The organism is Reyranella sp. GW821-FHT14A01, from assembly GCF_058803965.1.
In genome coordinates, this window is sequence record NZ_JBXAPM010000002.1 from 439,268 (window position 1) to 455,921 (window position 16,654).

The following is a 16,654-nucleotide window of genomic DNA, read 5'->3' on the forward strand; positions in this document are numbered from 1 at the left end:
CCGGGGATCAGCTCGCATGTTCTACAGCCACGTGATCGACGACGCGCTCGAAAGCAAGGTCGGCAAGAACGGGTTGCATCGCGCCGCGCTCGATCGCGAACTCGCCAAGGCTTCCAAGGCGCTCGACACGTTCCGGCAATGGAAGGCGGACGGCACCCTGCCGCTGCTCAGCCTGCCCGGCACGCGCGACGACCTGGCACTGCTGAAGCCGCACGCCGCGCGCTTCGCGACGTTCGAGCATGTGATCGTGCTGGGCACCGGCGGCTCGAGCCTCGGCGGCCAGACGCTGGTCGCGCTGAAGGACCAAGGCTTCGGGCCTCTGCAAGGTCACCCGAAACTCTGGTTCATGGACAATGTCGATCCCTCGACCTTCACGGAGCTGGCGGCTCGCCTGCCGCTCGCTCGCACCGGCCTGATCGTCATCTCCAAGTCCGGCACCACGGCCGAGACGCTCACCCAGTTCCTGACCCTGCTGCCTGAGTTCGAGGCCAAGGTCGGCAAGGACAAGCTCGCGGACCACGTCATCGCCATCACCGAGCCCAGCGACAATGCGCTGGGCCGGCTGGCGGCCCGCATCGGCTGCCCGATCCTCGATCACGATCCCAAGGTGGGCGGGCGCTTCTCCGTCCTGTCGCTGGTCGGCCTGCTGCCCGCCATGATCGCCGGGCTCGATGTCGGCGCGGTGCGCGAGGGCGCGGCCAGCGTGCTCGATCCGGTGCTGCAGGCGAGCGACGCCAACGATCTCGCGCCGGCCGTCGGGGCGGCGCTCTCGATCGGCCTCGCCAAGGAACGCGGCATCGGCACCACGGTGCTGATGCCCTATTGCGACCGGCTGGGCTATTTCGGTTTCTGGTATCGCCAGCTCTGGGCCGAGAGCCTGGGCAAGGGCGGCAACGGCACCACGCCGGTGCGCGCCATGGGCACCGTCGACCAGCACAGCCAGCTCCAGCTCTATCTCGGCGGCGCGCCGGACAAGATGTTCACGGTGCTGATCCTCGATACGGCGGGCAAGGGCCGGAAGATCGCGCCCGAGGCGCTGGGCGGCGACAAGGCGCTGGCCTATCTCGAGAACCAGTCGCTGGGCGACCTGCTGCTGGCCGAGGCCGATGCCACGGCCGCAACCCTGATCAAGAACGGCCGGCCGACGCGCATCATCCGGATCTCCACACTCGACGAAAGGGTGATGGGCGCACTGATGATGCATTACATGCTGGAGACGATGTTCGCCGCCCATCTGCTGGGCGTCGATGCCTTCGATCAGCCGGCGGTCGAGGAAGGCAAGATCCTGACCCGCCAGTATCTTTCCGCAAGGCGTAAGTCGTAAACTGATGGCGCCATGAGCGCCTCCCGCACCCTGCGTCGCCTGCCCTCGACGCTCGTCAATCGCATCGCCGCCGGCGAGGTCGTCGAGCGTCCGGCCAGCGCCGTGAAGGAGCTGGTCGAGAACGCAATCGACGCCGGCGCGCGCCGCATCGCGGTGACCCTGAAGGAAGGCGGCCGCACCTTCATCTCCGTGGTCGATGACGGCGCCGGCATGTCGCCCGACGAGCTGCGTCTCGCGGTCGAGCGCCACTGCACCTCAAAGCTGCCCGACGACGACCTGACCGACATCCGCACCTTGGGCTTCCGCGGCGAGGCCTTGCCGTCGATCGCCTCGGTCAGCCGCTTCACCATCACATCGCGCCCCGTGGGTGCCGACACCGCCTGGAGCCTGGAGATCGACGGCGGCGCCAAGGCCGAGCCGCGGCCGGCGGCGCATCCGCAGGGCACGCGGGTCGAGGTGCGCGAACTCTTCTTCGCCACGCCGGCGCGGCTCAAGTTCCTGAAGGAGCCGCGCACCGAATCGGGCCATGTCGCCGATGCCATGCGCCGCCTCGCCATGGCCCATCCGTCCGTCGCCTTTCGGCTGGAAAGCGAGGAGCGGGCGCTGATCGACCTCGCCGCCGCAAATCCATCGCTGCTGTCGGGCGACGCCGCGCGGCTGGAGCGGCTGGCCGCCATCATGGGCCGCGAGTTCGCCGACAATGCCGTGGCGATCGACGCCAACCGCGAGGGCTTCCGGCTCACCGGCTTCGCCGGCCTGCCGACGCTCAACCGGCCGACGGGCCAGCACCAGTATCTCTTCGTCAACGGCCGCCCGGTGCGCGACAAGCTGCTGGCCGGCGCGGTGCGCGGCGCCTACCAGGATTTCCTGGCGCGCGACCGCCATCCGATGGTCGCGCTGTTCCTCGAGGCGCCGACCGAGATGGTTGACGTCAACGTCCATCCGGCCAAGACCGAGGTCCGCTTCCGCGACGCCGGCATCGTGCGCGGCATGATCGTCGGTGCCTTGCGCACCGCGCTCTCGGCGGCCGGCCATCGCGCCAGCACGACCGTGTCCGATGCGGCGCTCGGCGCGTTTCGCCCGCATACGGGTTTTGCAACGCCGCTACCGATGGGCGGCGGTGGATACAGCAATGGTGGCTATTCGTCGGTGCCGCGCGGTCTCGCGGAAGCGGCGATGCAGTTCATGGCGCCGCTCGATGGTTTGTCGGCACGGGTCGAAGAGCAGCCTGCGAACATCGCGCCCGGCAACTATCCGCTGGGTGTGGCGCGGGCGCAGCTCCATGAGACCTACATCGTGGCGCAGACCGACCAGGGCGTCGTGATCGTCGACCAGCATGCGGCACACGAGCGTCTGGTGCACGAGCGATTGAAGAACCAGCTCGAAGCCGAGGGCGTGAAGCGGCAGGCGTTGCTGCTGCCGGAAGTCATCGAGATCGGCGAGGACGGCGCGCGCCGCCTGACGCAACGCGCCGCCGAGCTGGCCGACATGGGCCTGGTGCTGGAGCCGTTCGGGCTGGGCGCCGTCGTGGTGCGCGAAACGCCGGCGGTGCTGGGCGAGGTCGACATACAGGGCCTGGTTCGCGACCTGGCCGACGAGCTTAGCGAGATGGGCGATCATCTCTCGCTCAAGGAGAAGGTCGAGGAAGTCTGCGGCACGCTGGCCTGCCACACCTCGGTGCGGGCCGGGCGGCGGCTGACCGTCGAGGAGATGAATGCGCTGCTGCGCCAGATGGAGGCGACGCCGCATTCCGGCCAGTGCAACCATGGCCGCCCGACCTATGTCGAACTCAAGCTGGCCGACATCGAGCGGCTGTTCGGAAGACGATGAAGAAGTTTCTCGCGCTGCTCCTGATCGCCGGCGTCGCGGCATCTACGGCGTCGGCACAGAACCGCGCGCCGGCACCGCCCAGTGCCGTGCCGCCGTCTGGAACACCGACGCCCGCGCCGGCGTCGCCGCTCGACGGCACGTGGCGCGGCACCAGCGACGGCGGCTCGTGCAACGCGCCGCTCGATTATCTGCTCACCATCGAATCGGGTTTCGTCGACGGCTCGGCCTACGACACGACCGCGCGCGGCCCGGTGCCCAACCCGAACAAGTCGGCGCCGCCGCCGCCCGGTCCCGGCCTGTGGCAGATCCACGGAGTCGTCAAGGCCGGCGCGGCGTTCAATCTGCTGAGCGTCGCTTCGGTGAAGGGCACGGATCACCGGCGCATGCAGCTCACCGCGCGCGGCGATGCCTCGGGTCTCGTCGTCACCGAGAACAGCGGCTGCAAGCGGACGGCGCGGCTCACCCGAAGCTGACGAGCCCCAGCCGCTCGCGCCGCAGCCAGCGGACGAGCAGCAGCAGCGCCACGACGGTGAGGCCGGTGGCGAGACCGATCCACAGGCCGAAGCCCGCCAGCCCGCCCTGGAAGGCGAGCCCCACGCCCAGCAGCAGGCCGATGCACCAGTAGCCGATGCCGGCATAGACCATGGGCACCTTCGTATCGTGCAGGCCGCGCAGCATGCCGGCCGCCACCGCCTGGCCGCCGTCGGCCACCTGGAACAGGGCGGCGACCAGCAGGAAGCTCACGGCCAGCTCGATGACCGCGGCGTTGGCCGGTGCATGGAGATCGAGGAACACGCCGACCAGTTGGCGCGGGATCAGGATCATCGCCAGCGCGGTCAGCGCCATGAAGCCGACGCCCATTGCATAGGCCGTCCAGCCGGCGCGACGGATGCCTTCCTTGTCCTGCGCCCCGAAAGCGCGGCCGACCCGCACGGTCGCCGCCTGCGCGAGGCCGAGCGGCACCATGAAGGAGAGCGAAGCGAGCTGCATGGCGATCGAGTGCGCCGCCAGTGCTGCCGCACCGATCAGGCCCATCAGGAAGGTCGCACCGTTGAAGACAGCGACCTCGAACACCAGGGTCGCGCCGATCGGCAGGCCGAGATGCCACAGCTCGCGAAAGCGCGGCCCGTCGGCGCGCCAGAAGCGGCCGAACAGGTGGTAGCGCCGGAACTTGCGGTCGGTGAGCACGACTGCCGCCATCACCCCGAACATCACGAAGTCGGCGAAGGTCGTGGCGTAGCCCGCGCCGACCAGGCCGAGCTTGGGCAGGCCGAGATGGCCGAAGATCAAGGCCCACGCCCCCACGGCATTCACGATCACGCCGACGATACCGGCGGCCAGCGCCCACAGAGGCCGCTCCAGCGCCGAGATGAACGAACGCAGCACGAGAAAGAAGAAGAACGGCAGCAGCGACCATTGCAGGGCGCGGACATATTCGCCGGCCGCCTTGGCAAGCGCCGGCTCCTGGCCCATCGCCAGCAGGATCGCCTCGCTCTGCCACAGCACGATCCAGATCGGCACCGTGACCCCGACCGCCATCCACATGCCCTGGCGCACCGTGCGGCGCACGTCGCGCACCGAATGGCCCTTGCGGCCAAGCTCGCGCGCGATCATCGGCGCGGTCGCCGTCGTGAGGCCGAGGCCGAAGATCATGGTCGCGAAGTAGAGGTTCGAGCCCAGCGCGCCGGCGGCCAGCGCATCGGGGCCGAGCCAGCCCATCAGCACCACGTCGGTCGCCGTCATCAGCGTCTGCGCGAGGTTCGTCAGGATGAGCGGCCAGGCGAGCAGGAGCGTCGTGCGCGCCTCGGCGCGCCATGTCCCACGGTCCGTGCTCTCCGTCTGCGCCGTCGTTTCCATGCCGCGCTTATAGACGGCAGGCTGTTACGTTCACAGGTCGCAGGTAATGCGTTCCTCGCTGCCCGCGAGGAGGCGGAAGAAGGCGTCCTGCGGCTTCTCCATCACGAACATGGCGCGTGCATCGAGGCCGAGATTGAGGCCGCGCACGACGGCACCGCTGACGCCGTGGCTCACCACGACGGTGCGCACGCCGGAGGTCGCGATCTCGGTCAGCACCGCTTCGCAGCGGCGGCGCAGGTCGATATGCGTCTCGCCGCCGGGCGGGCAGTAGCCGTGCGGATCGGCGCGCCAGTCCGCCAGCGCCGTCGGGTGATCGATCTCGATCTCGGCCCAGGAGAATCCCTCCCAGCTGCCGTAGGAAAGCTCGGCAAGTCGCATGTCCTCGCGCCATTCGGAGGAGGGGAGCCCGAGTTCCTGACCGATGATCTCCGACGTCTCGCGCGTGCGCCCGAGCGGGCTGCGCAGGAAGAGGGTGGGGCCGGGCTCGCGGTCGAGTTCGGCTTTCAGCGTGCGGCCCATCGCCAAGGCCTGGACCCGCCCGCGCGGCGTGAGGTCGGAATTCTTGTGGCCCTGCATGCGGCGCTCGGTGTTCCACGCCGTCTCGCCGTGCCGCAGCATGTAGAGCGGCGCTACAAGTTTCATGAGGGGAGCTTCATGAGGTCCGCTTGAGGATCACGATCTTGGCCGCGCCGTAGCGGCGTTCGTCGATCGCCTCGAAACCGTCGGGCGCGATCATGTCCTCGTTGTGCGCCAGCTCGACGGTGACGACGCAGCCCGGGGTCATCCAGCCGTTGCTGGCGAGGGCGGTGATGGCGGCGGGCGCCTGACCCGAGCGATAGGGCGGGTCGAGGAAGACGAGGTCGCACGGCTCGCGCGACGGCGGCGGCCGTGTCGCATCGGCGCGCACGACCTTGGCAGCACCCGTCTCGCCCAGCTTGCGCAGGTTCTCGCCGATCGACTTGATCGCGTTGGCCTCGTTGTCGAGGAAGGTGACATGGGCGGCGCCGCGCGATAGCGCTTCCAGCCCCAGCGCGCCGGAGCCGGCATAGGCATCGAGTACGCGTGCATCGATCAGCGGCGAGGTGCCGCCGTCATCGTCGTCGCGCCAGCGCGCATGCATCAGCACGTTGAACAGCGATTCCCGGGCACGGTTGGCGGTGGGCCGCGTTGCATCGCCCGGCGGTGTTTCGAGCATGCGGCCGCGATGCTTGCCGCCGATGATCCTGATCATCCGCGCCGCCGGTTCTTGGCGTGGGGCGGGGCCGGCTTGGGTTTGGGCTTGGCCCAGCCTTCCTTGCGCGCCGGCCGCTTGACGCCCAGCAGGTTCTCCAGCGCCTGCGGCGGGATCTCGTCGACCAGGCCGCGTTCCAGCTCGCCGAGATGGAAGGGCCCGAAGGCCACACGGATCAGGCGCACCACCGGCAGCTCGAGATGGGCCAGCACGCGACGCACCTCGCGGTTCTTGCCCTCGGTCAGCGCGATGTCGATCCAGGCGTTCGAACGCTGCTGTCGGTCCAGGCTCGCTTCGATGGGACCGTAGCGCACGCCCTCGATGGTGATGCCGTTGGCGAGGTCCGCGAGCTTCGCCTCGTCGACAGTGCCGTGAACGCGGGCCCGGTAGCGGCGCTTCCAGCCGTTGGCTGGCAGTTCAAGCTGGCGGGCGAGGCCGCCATCGTTGGTCAGCAGCAGCAGGCCTTCCGAGAAGTAATCGAGGCGGCCGACGGTGACGACCCTCGGCAGGCTCTTGGGCAGCGAATCGAAGATGGTGCGCCGCCCCTCGGGATCGCGCGCCGTCACCATCTCGCTCGGCGGCTTGTGGTACCGCCACATGCGCGCCCGGTCGGCGGCCTGCAACGGCTTGCCGTCGACCTCGATGACGCTCTTGTCGGTGACGACGCAGGCCGGGGTCTCCAGCACCTTGCCGTCGACCTTCACCCGGCCAGCCTCGATCCAGCGTTCGGCATCGCGGCGCGAGCATAGGCCCGCGCGCGCGAGGCGCTTGGCGATGCGCTCCCCTTCCTTGACGGTCTCGCTCATCTCGCCGCCGCCGCTCCCAGGAAGGCGCGGAACAGTTTCGCGTCGCCCTCGGAGATCAGGAATTCGGGATGCCACTGCACGCCGATGCAGAAGCGGTAGGCCGGCGCCTCGATACCCTCGATGACGCCGTCCGGCGCGGTCGCGTTCACGACGATGCCGGCCGGCGAATCCGCCGCTGCCTGGTGATGCGCACTGTTCACCTGCAGCTCCTCGGCGCCGACGATGCCGTGGAGCTGCGTGCCCTTGGCGACCTTCACGACATGGCCGGGCTCGTTGCGCGGATTGGGCTGCTCGTGGGCCAGCGGGTCGGCGATCGTATCGGGGATGTGCTGGATCAGCTTGCCGCCCAGCACGACATGCAGAAGCTGCTGGCCGCCGCAGATGCCGAGGACCGGCTTGTCCTGAGCGAGCGCGCCCTTGGTCACGCCGAACTCGAAGGCGGTGCGGCGGTCCTTGGTGATCACGGTCGAATGGCGGGCGCCGCCGCCATAGTAGGAGGGATCGACATCGAAGGCGCCGCCGGTCACCACCAGCGCGTCGATGCGCTCCAGATAGTCGGCGACCCGGTCGGGCTCATGCGGCAACGCCACCGGCAGACCACCCGCCGCGTCGATCGCGTCGAGGTAGTTCTGGCGCAGCGCATACCAGGGAAACTTGGAGTATCCGCCTGGCTTTTCAGCATCCAGGGTGACTCCGATCAGGGGGCGGGGCATGCGGGCCAAGATACGCGCGCGCGCCGCCCTGCGCTACAGTGCGAGCGCTATGCCGGATGCCTCGAAGCCCACCCCCATGGACAAAGCCCTCGCCGCCGCCCGCGCCGCCGGCGCGCGCGGCGAGGTGCCGATCGGCTGCGTGATCGTGGGGCCGGATGGCGTGGTGCTGGCCGAGGCGGGCAACCGCACCGAGGAGCTGAAGGACCCGACCGCCCATGCCGAACTTCTGGCGATCCGCGCGGCCGCCGCGGCGCTCGGCTCGCCACGCCTGGTCGGATGCGATCTCTATGTGACCCTGGAACCGTGCCCGATGTGCGCCCAGGCGATCTCCTTCGCCCGCCTGCGCCGCGTCTACTGGGGCGCGTCCGATCCCAAGGGCGGCGGCATCGAGCAGGGCCCGCGCATCTTCGACCAGCCGACCTGCCACCACCGCCCCGACCTCTATCCCGGCCTCGGCGAGAGCGAGGCAGGCGAGCTGCTGCGCAGCTTCTTCAGGGAGCGGCGTTAGCTCAGGTCGACGCACAAAAAGCGTAATGGAGCGCGCCACTCCAGTGGCGCTCATATACCTCTGTATCGACGAAGCTTGAGCGCCACTGGAGTGGCGCGCTCCAATGACTACGGTTTCACGAATTTCAGGACGAACTCGTCCTTGGGCTGCGGCGGGTCGGGCGTGTTCTTGTCGCGCGGGTCGTTGGGGTTGCGCAGGAAGTTGCCCTCGGCGACCAGCCTGAAGCCGGCGGCCTCGACCTCCTTGCGCAGGAAGGCCTCCTCGATGCGGTGCAGCGTGCCCGATTCCGAGATGCCGGTGCCCGGACGGCCGGAATGGTCGGCGATGACGTAGAAGCCGCCCTTCTTCAGCGCCTTGAAGGCGGCTGCGTTCATCTTCTCACGGTCGACACCCAGGAAGCCGAGGTCGTGATAGTTGAACATCAAGGTCACGAGATCGAAGCGGCCGTCGGCCAGTTCGGCCGGCACCGGATCCTCGAAGGGCCGCGACAGCGCGGTGATCGGCGCGGCCGCGACGCCGGCGGTCTTCATCTTTTCGCTGCGGTCGGCCAGCGCGACCGGTGAGGGACGCGGCGGCGCAGGCGGTGTCGCCGGCGCTGCTGCGGGAGCAGCCGGCGCGGCGGTCGGATTGGCATTGCCTTCCGGCGCGGCCGGACGCGGCGCCGGCTGGCCGGGATCGCGCGGTGGCCGGCTCTGGCCATAGACGGCGCCGGTCGGGCCGATCGAGCGGGCCAGCAGTTCGGTCGTGTAGCCGCCGCCGGCGCTGAGATCGAGTGCGGTGGTGCCGGGCACGATGGCGATGAAGGCCAGCATGTCGGCGGGCTTGCGGCGCTGGTCGTTGGTGCGGTCGGCAGCGCTGCGGTCCGGGCTCGCCAGGATTTCGGCGATGCGGGCCGGCGAGTTCGCCTGCTGTGCCGTCGCTGTGCCCATTGCCAGAACAAGGGCCGCGCTCGCGATGATCGCCAGTCTCTTGAATGTCATTGTTTCACTCCCCGGCGCCGCAGCGTCAGCCGCGACCGCGATAGGAGGCTACACCCGTATCGGGAAGCCACAAGCCTTTAGGCGGCGTCCCGGTCTGCCAGAACACGTCGATCGGCATGCCGCCGCGCGGGTACCAGTAGCCCGCGATGCGCAGCCAGCGCGGCGCCAGCGCCTTCACCAGCCGCTTGCCGATGCCCACGGTGCAGTCCTCGTGGAACGCCGCCTCGTTGCGGAAGCTGTTGAGATAGAGCTTCAGCGACTTGCTCTCGACCAGCTTGGCCCGCGGCACATAGTCGATCACGAGGTGCGCGAAGTCGGGTTGTCCCGTCACCGGGCAGAGCGAGGTGAACTCGGGCTGCGTGAAGCGGGCGAGATAGAGCGTGCCCGGATGCGGATTGGGCACCGTCTCGAGCACGGCCTGGTCGGGCGAGGCGGGCAGGACGGTGGCCTGCCCGAGCTGACGGAGTTTTGCGTATTTAGCCATGCCGCCATCATATGCTAAGCGGGCCGTCATGACTCACAGGGTTGCCATCGTCGGCGCCGGTCCGTCCGGCTTCTATGCCGCAGACGGGCTGCTGCGCGGCCGGCCCGACCTGCGCATCGACATCATCGACCGCCTGCCCACGCCCTTCGGGCTGGTGCGGGCGGGGGTCGCACCGGATCATCAGGGCACCAAGGCGGTGGTGCGCCAGTTCGACAAGCTGCTGGCCCAGCCCGACCTGCGCTTCGCGGGCAATATCGAGATCGGCCGCGACCTGTCCTGGGACGAACTCGTCGCGGCCTACGACGTCGTGATCGTCGCCACCGGCATGGTGATCGACCGCAAGCTCGGCATCCCGGGCGAGGAACTGCCGCATGTCTGGGGCTCGTGGCGCTTCGTCGCCTGGCTGAACGGCCATCCCGATTTCCGTGGCGGTCCCGATCTGTCGGCCGTGAAGTCGGTCGCGGTGATCGGCAACGGCAATGTCGCGCTCGACGTGGCACGCCTGCTGGCCAAGAGCCCGGAAGAAATGGCCAAGTCCGACATCGTGGCCGAAGCGGGCGCGGCGATTGCGATGGCACCTCTCACCGACATCCATGTGATCGGCCGCCGCGGCGCCGAGCATGCGTCGTTCACCAACAACGAGCTGGCCGAGATGGGCCGACTATCGCGCGCCGTCTCGGTCGCCGACCCGAGCGTGCGGGAGGCGGTGGTCCCCGCCACCGACCCGACGCCGGAGAGGCTGCGCAAGACCAAGAACATCGAGACGCTGAAGGGCTTCGCCGCGCATCAACCCGGTGAGAAGCCGGTGACGGTTCACTTCCGCTTTCATACAACGCCGACCGCGATCCGCCCCGGCGAGATCGAACTCTCGACGGGCACCATCGCGGCCGACCTGGTCGTCACCTGCATCGGCTACACCGGCGAGGCCTTTCCGAAAGCAGACGGCGTCTTCGCCGTCGGCTGGGCGCGCCGCGGTCCGAGCGGCACCATCCCGACCAACCGTGCCGACAGTCATGCCGTCGCGAAGGACGTGCTCGCCTGGCTGGAGGATCGCGATCCCAAGAGCGGCCCGGACATCCTGCCGCTCGCCGTCGATGCCGACGGATGGCATCGCATCGACAAGGCGGAAATTGCCGCCGGCGCCGCACAAGGCCGGCCGCGCGTGAAGTTCGCGGATTGGCAGGCCCTTCTCGACATCGCGCAGGGCGACTGAACTCGAGACTGTTCAGTCGCACACCACGGTCTGAACGGCAGAAAGCCCAGCGTGGAGCTTGCACCTTTTGGCTGGCATCTGATTCTAGTAAGGCACAAACATTCGATATGACTTATGGCCGCGAATTGCTTCACAGGCGGCTTCTAGTATCTCGATAACGTTGGGCTCAAATTGCGCAATCGTGGGAATGGCCTCGCCCGTGTGTATCGGATACCTCTGCAAGAGTTCCTTGTGAACGGGCGAAAGAAGCGCAATCGCCCGAACGGTAATAGTGCTTAGTGTCAATCCTTGAGCTTGGGCGCTTATCATTGCCGCCTGTAGGTCGTGGCCATAGCTACGTAGGGTGCGCTCATCCTCACCTCTAAATGATAGCCATGATTTAAGGCCGAGTTCGACTGCGTGGCAGGCGCACTGGTATCTCGGCCATGAAAGCATGCCCTGATTTCCAATCCGCCGCGAAGCCTCGAAATATTCTTCGGCGCGCTCAAGCAAGTCGAGCGGTTGCAGATGCGCAGGTGCTTCGTGACCTGGTGGGGGTCTGTAGATAGGCAAGAGTCGCCAACAATGCGAGATAAGCCAGATTGCAAACTCGACTTTAGGGTGTCAATCGGCTTAAACATAAGTGCAAAAATAGCGTTGTGCTCAATATTTAGTTGCGTAATCTGTCGTGATTGCCTCGTTATCTATCTGTAGCAATGCGGTGGCGTAATTGATTGTCCTTTTAAGGACGGGACGGCGACAAGTGGCGAAAACCAAGAACAAGAAGACCTCGAAGAAGACAGTTGTCGCTTCTGCCGTGACTGCCGTTGATAGCACGCTTAGTTTCTATCTTGAGGATTACCCCAAAACGCTTTTCCCGCTCGATACTAACCGAGAGCTGATCCAGCGCGGTGAGGCAGAGATTAAAGAATTTATTAAGAAGTGCTTGGACGACGATGAAGAGGCGTTTGCATTTGCTCCACAGAAGCGAGTTTATGCGTCCAAATCTGGTGGATACCTACGTCGGACCGTAAAGCTGGACATTGTGGCAGAGTACTACCTCTACGATGTCATCTTTCGTAACCGCAAGCGCTTTAGAAAGCCTCACAAGGAGGCCCGGGCGCACTATGGTTATCGATTCGACAGCGGTTCACCAATCGCGGCTACGAATGCTTACGGGGGATTTAAGGGCGGCATTGCTGCCTATGGTAAAATGTATCGTCATTCGCGTACGCTCGATGTAGCGACTTACTTTAACAGCATGTACCACCATGACGTCGTTAACTGGTTTCGGGAGCTTGGCGCCTCCGATAATGATGTTGAAGGGTTAGGACAGTTACTTCGGGAAATAGCAGGCGGGAGGTCGATCGATTGCGTCCCTCAAGGACTCTATCCTGCAAAGATGATCGGGAACGATTTTCTCCGCTTCATCGATAATCATCACGAGCTTAAGTCGAAGCAGTTGATTCGCTTCATGGACGACTTCTACCTGTTCTCGGATGACGAACAGACAATCGTTGATGATTTCCAAACCATTCAGCGCCTCCTCGGAGACAAGGGCCTTTCCGTGAATCCTGGAAAAACGCGAGTGAATGAAACAGATCGAGCGTCAATCGACAGGCAAATTGACAAAGTAAAACGGCAGCTTTTGCGCCGCCGGCGCATCGTGATTACGCACTACGATGAAGACGGATCGGAGACTGTAAAGGAACGACTCATCAGGAAACCGCTAAACCGAGAAGAGATGAAATATATTGATGGCCTTCTCGAAAAGGGGGATCTTGAAGAAGAGGACGCCGAACTAGTTCTCACCATTATGCGCGGGCATGGTCAACGCGTCGAACGGCGTCTGCCTTACATCATTGAGACGTACCCCCACCTTGCAAAGAACGTCCACGCGTTCTGTTCGGACATCGAGGATAAGGAGGTAGTTGCCAGTATGATGCTGGACTATGCAAAAGAGCATGATCGGCTCTCAGAAAACCAGCTCTTCTGGTTTTGTGCGACGCTCACTGAGCAGCTTATGTCGACATGCCAAGCGTCTGCTTTGATCTCGACTCTGTTTCATCACCGTTCAGCTACCCAAATTACTAAGGCAAAAATTCTTGAGGCCCCAGATGTGCGCTTCGGGCTCCAGGAGCTTCGCGATGGATTTCTAGCGGACGGCAATTCCGATTGGCTTGGTTGGGCATCGGCGGTGGGATCGCGAAAGCTAAAGCCAGCTACCCGAAATCACAGACTAAAGTATTGGGCCAAGGCCTCGAATATGAACCACCTCATTACCACCATTATGGTGAAGTTTTAGAGCCCGCTCCGATATGTAATAGGGTCCTGGTGCCGAGGTTGCGACTGGCCCGGCGCAAGGGTGGTCGCGCGTGGTCGCCGATTAGCAGGCTCTTCTGGACGTCGCGCAGGTCGGCTGAACGTTCTATCCTCCCGGAAACAAGAAGTTTCCGGGAGGATAGAAGTTGCTGACCGCCGGTCGTCGTTTCGCCTGCGTACTTGCCGCCGCTGCCGCGGTTCTGCCGTTTACCGCGCCTGCTTCGGCGCAGTCGACGCTCAAGGTCTCGCTGCATTCCGATCTCAAGATCATCGATCCGATCTGGACGGTGGCGTTGATCTCTGCCCATCACGGCTATCTCGTCTACGACACGCTGTTCGCGCTCGACGACAAGCTGCAGGTCAAGCCGCAGATGGTCGACACCTGGACCGTCTCGCCCGACAAGCTCACCTGGACCTTCACCTTGCGCGACGGGCTCGAATGGCATGACGGCAAGCCCGTCACCGCCGAGGATTGCGTGGCGTCTCTCAAGCGCTGGGCGGCGCGCGATGCGGTGGGGCAGAAGCTGATCGCCAATGTCAGCGACCTGTCGCCGGTCGACGCGAAGACCTTCAAGCTCGTGCTCAAGGAGCCGCGTGGCCTGGTGCTGGAGACGATCGGCAAGTCGGGCGCCAACGTGCCCTTCATGATGCCCAAGCGCATCGCCGACACCGATCCCAACACGCAGATCTCCGACGCGACCGGCTCCGGTCCCTTCATCTTCAAGAAGGACGAATGGAAAGCGGGCGAGAAGGCGGTCTATCTCAAGAACCCGAAATATAAGCCGAGGTCCGAGCCGGCTTCAGGTCTGGCTGGTGGAAAGCTCGCCAAGGTCGATCGCATCGAATGGATCTGGATCGCCGACAGTCAGACGCAGGTGAATGCGCTGCTGAGCGGCGAGATCGACATGATCGAGAACCTGTCGCCCGACCTGCTGCCGCTGATCGCCAAGGACAAGGACATTCGGACCACCGTGATGAATAAATGGGGCCGGCAGTACGTCATGCGCTTCAACGTGCTGCACAAGCCGTTCGACAACCCGCTGATCCGGCAGGCGGCGATGTACGCGATCAACCAGAAGGACGTGCTGGAGGCCAATGTCGGCAATCCGTCCTATTACAGCGAGTGCAGGTCGCTCTTCCCCTGCGGCTCGCAGCTGGAATCGACCAAGGGCTGGGCGGACAAGCTGGGCGGCGACTCGGCCAAGGCGAAGCAGCTCCTGCAGCAGGCAGGCTATGACGGCACGCCCGTCGTGCTGCTGCACCAGACCGACGTGAGCGGGCACAACAACCTCGCCACCGTGGCCAAGGTCCAGCTCGAACGGGCGGGCTTCAAGGTCGACCTGCAGCCGATGGACTGGCAGACGCTGGTGTCGCGCCGCACGCGCAAGGAACCGCTTTCGGCCGGTGGATGGAGCGCCTTCTTCACCTCGTCGAGCGCGCTGAATGTGCTCGATCCGGTCGAGAACTTCTTCCTGAACGCCTCGTGCGAAAAGGCGCCGTTCGGCTGGCCGTGCGATGCCGAGATCGAGCGGTTGCGCACCGAGTACACCAGGGAAACCGATCCGGCGAAGCAGAAGCAGATCGCTGAACAGGTGCAGTTGCGTGTGATCGAATATCCCACCCACGCGCCGCTCGGCCAGTTCACCACGCCGACGGCCGTGCGCAGCAACGTGACGGGACTGTTGCAGGGGCCGTCGCTGGCGCTTTGGAATATCGAGAAGAAATAGCTTCCAGGCGTCGCGCGAAACGATTACCGGCCTTATTCTTGCGTCCCGCCGGGGAAGGGCAAGAGTTCAGGAGTTTTCATGCTGACTATCGGTCGTCGTTTCATGTGGGCGCTCGCCGCCGCGGCCGCGGTGGTGCCGTTCGCCGCGCCCGCTTCCGCGCAATCCACGCTCAAGGTCGCGCTCCATTCGGATCTCAAGATCATCGATCCGATCTGGACCACGGCGCTGATCACCCAGCACCACAGCTACCTCATCTACGACACGCTGTTCGCGCTCGACGACAAGCTGCAGGTCAAGCCGCAGATGGTCGACAAATGGGAAGTCTCGCCCGACAAGCTCACCTGGACCTTCACCCTGCGCGACGGGCTCGCCTGGCATGACGGCAAGCCGGTGACGGCGGCCGATTGCGTCGCCTCGCTGAAGCGCTGGGGCGCCAAGGACGCGATGGGCCAGAAGCTGATGTCCTATGTGACCGACCTGTCGGCGCCCGACGACAAGACGATCAAGATGGTCCTGAAGGAGCCCTACGGACTCGTGCTCAACACGCTGGGCAAGCCGGGCTCCAACGTGCCGTTCATGATGCCGGCCCGCGTTGCCAGCACCGATCCCAATACGCAGATCACCGATTCCACCGGTTCCGGCCCGTTCATCTTCAAGAAGGACGAGTGGAAGCCCGGCGAGAAGGCGGTCTACGTCAAGAACCCCAACTACAAGCCGCGCGCCGAGCCGTCGGCCGGTCTCGCGGGCGGCAAGGTCGCCAAGGTCGATCGCGTCGAGTGGGTCTGGATCCCCGACACCCAGACCCAGGTCAACGCTCTGCTGGCCGACGAGATCGACATGATCGAGACGGTGCCGCCCGACCTGCTGCCGCTGGTCGAGAAGGAAAAGGGCATCAAGATCCAGGTCGTGAACCAGGCCGGCCGCCAATACTCGATGCGCTTCAACACGCTGCACAAGCCGTTCGACAATCCCAAGATCCGTGAGGCGGTGCTCTATGCGCTGAACCAGAAGGACTTCCTCGACGCCAATGTCGGCGACCCCAAATACTACAAGGAGTGCAAGTCGCTGTTCCCCTGCGGCTCGCCGATGGAGACGACCAAGGGCTGGGAAGACAAGCTCTCGGGCAATGCCGCCAAGGCCAGGCAGCTCCTGACCGAGGCGGGCTACGACGGCACGCCGGTCGTGCTGATGCATCAGACCGACACGCCCGGCCACAACGCGCTGGCCACGGTGGCCAAGCCGCAGCTCGAGAAGGCCGGCTTCAAGGTCGATTTGCAGTCGATGGACTGGCAGACCCTGGTCGGTCGCCGCGCCAAGAAGGACCCGCTGAACGCCGGCGGCTGGAGCGCGTTCTTCACGTCGTGGGCCGCGGCCGACGTGCTCGACCCGGTGGCCGTCGCCTTCCTGAACGCCTCCTGCGACAAGGCGACGTTCGGCTGGCCGTGCGATCCGGAGCTGGAGAAGCTGCGCGATGCTTTCGCCAAGGAGACCGATCCGGCGAAGCAGAAGGAAATCGCAGCTGACGTCCAGGCGCGCGCGGCGGTCTATCCGACGCATGCGCCGCTCGGCCAGTTCACCGCGCCGACCGCCGTCGGCCGCAAGGCCTCGGGCCTGCTGCCGTCACCGGCACTCGCACTGTGGAACGTCGAGAAGAAGTAACGCGACGCGGAGCTGCGTTCG

At 65.5% G+C, this 16,654-nt stretch carries 15 protein-coding genes; 8 read left to right on the plus strand and 7 right to left on the minus strand.

Annotated features, from left to right (window positions below):
* The first annotated feature begins 16 nt into the window (after positions 1 to 16).
* The 3 genes from AC1ROX_RS05935 to AC1ROX_RS05945 are packed head-to-tail and all read left to right on the plus strand — an operon-like array spanning position 17 to position 3,627.
* Positions 17 to 1,324 (plus strand): phosphoglucose isomerase-related protein, encoded by a 1,308-nt coding sequence (locus tag AC1ROX_RS05935; protein WP_493123371.1) that lies wholly within the window; start codon positions 17 to 19, stop codon positions 1,322 to 1,324.
* Positions 1,325 to 1,336: 12 nt separating this feature from the next.
* Positions 1,337 to 3,154: a DNA mismatch repair endonuclease MutL gene (gene mutL / locus AC1ROX_RS05940; protein WP_493123373.1), complete on the plus strand. Its 1,818-nt coding sequence runs from the start codon at positions 1,337 to 1,339 to the stop codon at positions 3,152 to 3,154.
* A complete protein-coding gene (locus AC1ROX_RS05945; protein ID WP_493123375.1) occupies positions 3,151 to 3,627 on the plus strand; it encodes a hypothetical protein in 477 nt (158 codons plus the stop codon). The genes mutL and AC1ROX_RS05945 overlap by 4 nt, the downstream gene beginning before the upstream one ends.
* On the opposite strand, the gene AC1ROX_RS05950 is transcribed toward AC1ROX_RS05945, so the two are convergent.
* The 5 genes from AC1ROX_RS05950 to AC1ROX_RS05970 are packed head-to-tail and all read right to left on the minus strand — an operon-like array spanning position 3,614 to position 7,761.
* A complete protein-coding gene (locus tag AC1ROX_RS05950) occupies positions 3,614 to 5,011 on the minus strand; it encodes an MATE family efflux transporter (protein WP_493123377.1) in 1,398 nt (465 codons plus the stop codon). The genes AC1ROX_RS05945 and AC1ROX_RS05950 overlap by 14 nt on opposite strands.
* A 30-nt stretch (positions 5,012 to 5,041) precedes the next feature.
* The gene (locus AC1ROX_RS05955; RefSeq protein ID WP_493123379.1) at positions 5,042 to 5,653 is read right to left on the minus strand and encodes a histidine phosphatase family protein; all 612 of its coding nucleotides are present in this window, start codon (positions 5,651 to 5,653) and stop codon (positions 5,042 to 5,044) included.
* 10 nt (positions 5,654 to 5,663) lie between these two features.
* Complete coding sequence (rsmD, locus tag AC1ROX_RS05960) at positions 5,664 to 6,242, minus strand: 16S rRNA (guanine(966)-N(2))-methyltransferase RsmD (RefSeq protein ID WP_493123381.1); 579 nt, start codon at positions 6,240 to 6,242, stop codon at positions 5,664 to 5,666.
* The gene (locus AC1ROX_RS05965; RefSeq protein WP_493123383.1) at positions 6,239 to 7,048 is read right to left on the minus strand and encodes a pseudouridine synthase; all 810 of its coding nucleotides are present in this window, start codon (positions 7,046 to 7,048) and stop codon (positions 6,239 to 6,241) included. The genes rsmD and AC1ROX_RS05965 overlap by 4 nt, the downstream gene beginning before the upstream one ends.
* Positions 7,045 to 7,761, minus strand: coding sequence for a gamma-glutamyl-gamma-aminobutyrate hydrolase family protein (locus tag AC1ROX_RS05970; protein WP_493123385.1), 717 nt, complete (start codon positions 7,759 to 7,761; stop codon positions 7,045 to 7,047). The genes AC1ROX_RS05965 and AC1ROX_RS05970 overlap by 4 nt, the downstream gene beginning before the upstream one ends.
* Before the next feature lie 76 nt (positions 7,762 to 7,837).
* Between AC1ROX_RS05970 and AC1ROX_RS05975 the strand changes: the two genes are divergently transcribed.
* Positions 7,838 to 8,269 (plus strand): nucleoside deaminase, encoded by a 432-nt coding sequence (locus AC1ROX_RS05975; protein WP_493123387.1) that lies wholly within the window; start codon positions 7,838 to 7,840, stop codon positions 8,267 to 8,269.
* Positions 8,270 to 8,376: 107 nt separating this feature from the next.
* Here AC1ROX_RS05975 and AC1ROX_RS05980 read toward each other — a convergent pair whose 3' ends face one another.
* Both AC1ROX_RS05980 and queF read right to left on the minus strand, forming a co-directional pair.
* Positions 8,377 to 9,249: a class I SAM-dependent methyltransferase gene (locus AC1ROX_RS05980; RefSeq protein ID WP_493123389.1), complete on the minus strand. Its 873-nt coding sequence runs from the start codon at positions 9,247 to 9,249 to the stop codon at positions 8,377 to 8,379.
* 25 nt (positions 9,250 to 9,274) lie between these two features.
* Complete coding sequence (gene queF / locus AC1ROX_RS05985; protein ID WP_493123391.1) at positions 9,275 to 9,733, minus strand: preQ(1) synthase; 459 nt, start codon at positions 9,731 to 9,733, stop codon at positions 9,275 to 9,277.
* A 28-nt stretch (positions 9,734 to 9,761) separates the two neighbouring features.
* On the opposite strand from queF, the gene AC1ROX_RS05990 reads away from it, so the two are divergent.
* From AC1ROX_RS05990 to AC1ROX_RS06005, 4 genes are all read left to right on the plus strand, one after another.
* Complete coding sequence (locus tag AC1ROX_RS05990; protein ID WP_493123393.1) at positions 9,762 to 10,946, plus strand: FAD-dependent oxidoreductase; 1,185 nt, start codon at positions 9,762 to 9,764, stop codon at positions 10,944 to 10,946.
* Between the two features lie 742 nt (positions 10,947 to 11,688).
* Positions 11,689 to 13,230 (plus strand): antiviral reverse transcriptase Drt5, encoded by a 1,542-nt coding sequence (drt5, locus tag AC1ROX_RS05995; RefSeq protein WP_493123395.1) that lies wholly within the window; start codon positions 11,689 to 11,691, stop codon positions 13,228 to 13,230.
* Positions 13,231 to 13,393: 163 nt separating this feature from the next.
* Positions 13,394 to 14,974, plus strand: coding sequence for an ABC transporter substrate-binding protein (locus AC1ROX_RS06000; protein WP_493123397.1), 1,581 nt, complete (start codon positions 13,394 to 13,396; stop codon positions 14,972 to 14,974).
* A 78-nt stretch (positions 14,975 to 15,052) separates the two neighbouring features.
* Positions 15,053 to 16,633: an ABC transporter substrate-binding protein gene (locus AC1ROX_RS06005; RefSeq protein WP_493123399.1), complete on the plus strand. Its 1,581-nt coding sequence runs from the start codon at positions 15,053 to 15,055 to the stop codon at positions 16,631 to 16,633.
* Positions 16,634 to 16,654 lie beyond the last annotated feature (21 nt).

Excerpts from the sequence above, each read along its gene's own strand:
- AC1ROX_RS05935 (WP_493123371.1), top strand. The coding sequence starts at position 17 with ATGTTCTACAGCCACGTGATCGACGACGCGCTCGAAAGCAAGGTCGGC.
- mutL (WP_493123373.1), top strand. The coding sequence starts at position 1,337 with ATGAGCGCCTCCCGCACCCTGCGTCGCCTGCCCTCGACGCTCGTCAAT.
- AC1ROX_RS05945 (WP_493123375.1), top strand. The coding sequence starts at position 3,151 with ATGAAGAAGTTTCTCGCGCTGCTCCTGATCGCCGGCGTCGCGGCATCT.
- AC1ROX_RS05950 (WP_493123377.1), bottom strand. The coding sequence starts at position 5,011 with ATGGAAACGACGGCGCAGACGGAGAGCACGGACCGTGGGACATGGCGC.
- AC1ROX_RS05955 (WP_493123379.1), bottom strand. The coding sequence starts at position 5,653 with ATGAAACTTGTAGCGCCGCTCTACATGCTGCGGCACGGCGAGACGGCG.
- rsmD (WP_493123381.1), bottom strand. The coding sequence starts at position 6,242 with ATGATCAGGATCATCGGCGGCAAGCATCGCGGCCGCATGCTCGAAACA.
- AC1ROX_RS05965 (WP_493123383.1), bottom strand. The coding sequence starts at position 7,048 with ATGAGCGAGACCGTCAAGGAAGGGGAGCGCATCGCCAAGCGCCTCGCG.
- AC1ROX_RS05970 (WP_493123385.1), bottom strand. The coding sequence starts at position 7,761 with ATGCCCCGCCCCCTGATCGGAGTCACCCTGGATGCTGAAAAGCCAGGC.
- AC1ROX_RS05975 (WP_493123387.1), top strand. The coding sequence starts at position 7,838 with ATGGACAAAGCCCTCGCCGCCGCCCGCGCCGCCGGCGCGCGCGGCGAG.
- AC1ROX_RS05980 (WP_493123389.1), bottom strand. The coding sequence starts at position 9,249 with ATGACATTCAAGAGACTGGCGATCATCGCGAGCGCGGCCCTTGTTCTG.
- queF (WP_493123391.1), bottom strand. The coding sequence starts at position 9,733 with ATGGCTAAATACGCAAAACTCCGTCAGCTCGGGCAGGCCACCGTCCTG.
- AC1ROX_RS05990 (WP_493123393.1), top strand. The coding sequence starts at position 9,762 with ATGACTCACAGGGTTGCCATCGTCGGCGCCGGTCCGTCCGGCTTCTAT.
- AC1ROX_RS06005 (WP_493123399.1), top strand. The coding sequence starts at position 15,053 with ATGCTGACTATCGGTCGTCGTTTCATGTGGGCGCTCGCCGCCGCGGCC.